The organism is Aeromicrobium sp., from assembly GCF_036676885.1.
In the GTDB taxonomy this organism is placed as follows: domain Bacteria; phylum Actinomycetota; class Actinomycetes; order Propionibacteriales; family Nocardioidaceae; genus Aeromicrobium.
This window is the reverse complement of the sequence record NZ_JAKFCB010000232.1, coordinates 1-4,081: the sequence shown is the minus strand read 5'-3', so window position 1 is coordinate 4,081 and position 4,081 is coordinate 1. Positions and strand designations below refer to the sequence as shown.

4 protein-coding genes and 1 pseudogene are annotated in these 4,081 nt (G+C 69.4%); 4 read left to right on the top strand and 1 reads right to left on the bottom strand.

The annotated features are described in order from the left end of the window. From V6M46_RS10310 to pgl, 4 genes and pseudogenes are all read left to right on the top strand, one after another. A pseudogene (locus V6M46_RS10310) lies at positions 1-231 on the top strand (glucose-6-phosphate isomerase); the annotation flags it as partial. Between the two features lie 109 nt (positions 232-340). Beyond that, on the top strand, positions 341-1,864 hold the full coding sequence (gene zwf / locus V6M46_RS10305; protein ID WP_332664511.1) for a glucose-6-phosphate dehydrogenase: 1,524 nt from the start codon (positions 341-343) through the stop codon (positions 1,862-1,864). Positions 1,865-2,027: 163 nt separating this feature from the next. After that, the gene (locus V6M46_RS10300; protein WP_332664509.1) at positions 2,028-2,933 is read left to right on the top strand and encodes a glucose-6-phosphate dehydrogenase assembly protein OpcA; all 906 of its coding nucleotides are present in this window, start codon (positions 2,028-2,030) and stop codon (positions 2,931-2,933) included. Continuing rightward, positions 2,930-3,646 (top strand): 6-phosphogluconolactonase, encoded by a 717-nt coding sequence (gene pgl, locus V6M46_RS10295; protein ID WP_332664506.1) that lies wholly within the window; start codon positions 2,930-2,932, stop codon positions 3,644-3,646. Before V6M46_RS10300 ends, pgl begins: the two co-directional genes overlap by 4 nt. Here pgl and V6M46_RS10290 read toward each other — a convergent pair. Beyond that, the coding region (locus V6M46_RS10290) for a hypothetical protein (protein WP_332664504.1) at positions 3,629-4,081 on the bottom strand (453 nt) is incomplete at its 5' end. The genes pgl and V6M46_RS10290 overlap by 18 nt on opposite strands.

Genomic DNA, 4,081 nt, shown 5'->3' with positions numbered 1-4,081 from the left:
GGCCAGTACCACAAGGGCGGCACGCCCAACGGCGTGTTCCTGCAGATCACGGGCACGCCCGCCGAGGACCTCGCGGTGCCGGGTCGGGACTTCACCTTCGGCACCTTCATCGACTCGCAGGCTGCCGGCGACGCCGCCGTGCTGCGCGAGCACGGTCGTCCCGTGCTGCGGCTGCACCTCAACGACGTCGAGGCCGGTCTCCAGCGCCTCCGTGAGGCCTTTTCCGCATGAGCGAGCGTCAGCTGGGGGTCCCCCCGCGAGCCCTGCGAGCAGGGGGCGCGAAACGAATGCATCTCATACCGGCGCCCGCTCACGATTGCTTCTTCGAGGGGGCGTCGGCATGAGCCTGGTCGACAACCCGCTGAGAGATCCGAAGGATCGCCGGCTCCCCCGCATCGCCGGGCCGTGCAGCCTGATCCTGTTCGGCGTCACGGGCGACCTGGCCAAGAAGAAGCTGGTCCCCGCGATCTACGACCTGGCCAACCGCGGCCTCCTGCCGCCTGGATTCGCGTTGGTCGGCTTCGCCCGCCAGGACTTCGGCACCGAGAAGTTCGCCAGCATGATCAAGCAGGCGGCCAAGGACGGCGCGCGTACGCCGTGGAGCGAGACGGTCTGGAAGCAGCTCGCCGCCGGCATCCGATTCGTACCCGGTGAGTTCGACGACGACGATGCGTGGGAGCGGCTCGGCAGGACCATGGCCGAGCTCGACCAGCAGCAGGGCACGGGCGGCAACCACGCGTTCTACCTGTCGATCCCGCCGGGCCTCTTTCCGGTCGTGGTCTCGCAGATCAAGAAGCACGGCCTCGCCGAGTCGTCGGAGGGCTGGCGCCGGGTCGTCATCGAGAAGCCGTTCGGCCACGACCTCACGTCGGCCGAGGAGCTCAACCGCATCGTCGCCGAGGTCTTCCCGCGCCGTTCGGTGTTCCGCATCGACCACTACCTCGGCAAGGAGACGGTCCAGAACATCCTGGCGTTCCGCTTCGCCAACGGCATGTTCGAGCCGATCTGGAACAACCACTACGTCGACCACGTGCAGATCACGATGGCCGAGGACATCGGCATCGGCTCGCGCGCCGGCTACTACGACGGCATCGGGGCGGCCCGTGACGTCATCCAGAACCACCTGCTGCAGCTCATGGCGCTCATCGCGATGGAGGAGCCGGTCTCGTTCAACGCGTCGTCGCTGCGCATCGAGAAGCAGAAGATCCTCGCCAACGCCCGTCCTCCGGCGCGCATGGACCTGCACACGGCTCGCGCGCAGTACGTCGGCGGCTGGGCCGGTGGTGAGCAGGTCCTGGGTTACAAGGAGGAGGACGGCATCCCGCAGTCGTCGATGACCGAGACCTACGCCGCGATGCGCATCGACGTCCTCACCCGGCGCTGGGCCGGCACGCCGTTCTACCTCCGCGCCGGCAAGCGCCTCGGCCGTCGCGTCACCGAGGTCGCCGTGGTGTTCAAGCGCGCCCCGCACCAGCCGTTCAACAAGAACGACGTCGAAGAGCTCGGTCAGAACGCGCTCGTGATGCGCATCCAGCCTGACGAGGGTGTGACGCTGCGCTTCGGCGCCAAGGTCCCCGGCACCACGATGGAGATCCGCGACGTCAACATGGACTTCGCCTACGGCGGCGCGTTCGTCGAGAGCAGCCCCGAGGCGTACGAGCGCCTGATCCTCGACGTGCTGCTGGGCGACCCACCGCTCTTCCCCCAGCACGAGGAGGTCGAGCTGTCCTGGAAGATCCTCGACCCCGTGATCGAGCACTGGGACCGGCAGAAGACCATCGACACCTACCCGTCCGGCACCTGGGGCCCTGAGTCGGCCGACAAGATGCTCGCGCGCGACGGCCGTACCTGGAGGCGTCCTTAGTGGGTACGTCTCTCTACCCGGCCCGGCTCGCGGCACCCCGCATCCCGTCTGGCGGCGTTCTCGTCGGTCGCCGCACAACCCCGGTGCGTCTCCCTCCTCGGCCTTGCCAGCCGGGCGCGGATGCGCCGCTCCCTGATCGAGCCGGATAGAGAGGCGCACCCACATGGAGATCGCACTCGAGAAGACCAACTCGTCCCGCATCGCCCGCGCGATGGTCAAGGCGCGTGTGGCGGCCGGCAGCCCGGCGATGGACATGGTGCTCACGCTGCTCGTCGTGACCGACGACGACAACGTCGGCGAGGCGCTCAAGACTGCCACCACGCTGTCGCGCGAGCACCCGTCGCGCGTCATCGGCGTGATCCTCGGTGACGGCCGCGGTGCCGCCGAGCTCAACGCCAAGGTCCGGGTCGGCGAGAACTCCTCCGGAGAGTCGATCCTGCTGCGCATCTCCGGCGAGCTCACCAAGCACGCGGAGTCCGTCGTGCTGCCCCTGTTGCTGCCCGACTCCCCCGTCGTCGTCTGGTGGCCCGGCAAGCCGCCCACGGACCCCTCGCAGGACGCGATCGGCCAGCTGGCCCGTCGCCGGCTCACCGACGCGGAGGCGACGGATTCGCCCATCCGCTCGCTCAAGAACGTGGCCCGCCACTACGTTCCCGGCGACACCGACCTGTCGTGGACTCGCCTGACGCCGTGGCGCGCGCTGCTGGCTGCGGCGCTCGACCAGTCCGACGGCAGGGTGACCGGAGGGACCGTCGTCGCCGGCAGCGGCAACCCCGCGGCGACCCTGCTGGTCGCCTGGCTCGAGAGCCGCCTCGGCGTCGACATCAAGACCCGCAAGAGCGACACCGGGGCGCAGATCATGTCGGTCGTCCTCCACACGCCCGACGGCGACGTGCTGATCGAGCGGATCACCGACCACTCGTGCCACTTCAGCGTGCCCGGCTCCTCGCCCCGCGAGGTGCCGCTCGGCCCGCGCTCGCTCGCCGAGCTGCTGGCGGAGGACCTCCGCCGTCTCGATGCCGACGACGTCTACGAAGCGACGATCAAGCACATGCTGGCGGACGTATGACCCTGGGCGAAGAGGTCTACCCCGACGCCCCGGCGCTGGCTGCGGCGATCGCCGAGCGGCTGACCGGCCGGATCGCACTGCTCCAGGCCGAGGGCCGCCGGCCCAGCGTCGTGCTGACCGGCGGGACGATCGCGATCGACGCCTACCAGCTGATCGAGAGCGAGCTCGTCGACTGGACGCAGGTCGACTTCTACTGGGGCGACGAGCGGTTCGTCCCCGAGGGTCACGCCGACCGCAACGACCAACAGGCGCGCGATGCGTTCCTCGACCGCCTGGGCGTACCTGCGTCGAGCATCCACTCGATGCCCGCGCACGGGTGCGACCTCAGCACGGCCGAAGCCGCCGATCAGTACGCCGCAGCGCTCCCGGCCGAGCCGTTCGACGTCACGCTGCTGGGAGTCGGCCCCGACGGGCACGTCGCGTCGCTGTTCCCCGGCTTCGCGCAGCTGCACGAGTCGAAGCGGTTGGCGGTCGAGGTGTTCGACTCCCCCAAGCCGCCGCCCGTACGCATCACCTTGACGTTCCCCGCGCTCAACAACTCCGACGCGGTGTGGTTCATCGTCGCCGGCGAGGGCAAGGCCGAGGCGGTCGCTCGCGCTCTGGGCGACGGCACGCTCGACGACACACCCGCCCGCGGAGCCCACGGGCGTACCGAGACGGCGTGGCTCCTCGACGAGGCCGCCGCCTCGCAGCTCTCATCCGCCGACGAATAGCCGCTTCTCGTACGGCTGGCAGGTCCTGCGGTATGGGCGGTCAGCGCCGATGTAGTTCTGCCACTCCGCCTTCGTGAGGTTCCGTCCTGCCACCTGGCATGCCGCGATGAGCAGATTCTCCTTCTCGAGGAACACCTGCCGGCTACCGTCCGGAGTGTCGACCAGGAGGTGCTTGCTGTCGGCGGTCAGGCGGGCCGCGAGACCGGAGTCGTCCAGGTGCCATCTGGACAACACCACCGCCTGCTCGCTGAAGGCGATGAGCTCGAGTCCGTCTGCACTGACCGCGAGGTCGCCCGCTCCGCCGATCGGCGGCTCCCGGGAGTTGCCGGTCTGAAGACCCGTCGTGAGGTCGCGCTCGTCGATCTCACCCCGGTGATTGCCACAGAACACCTTGCCGACGGCGTCCGAGACGGCGAGGAAGGGGCACGACCAGCC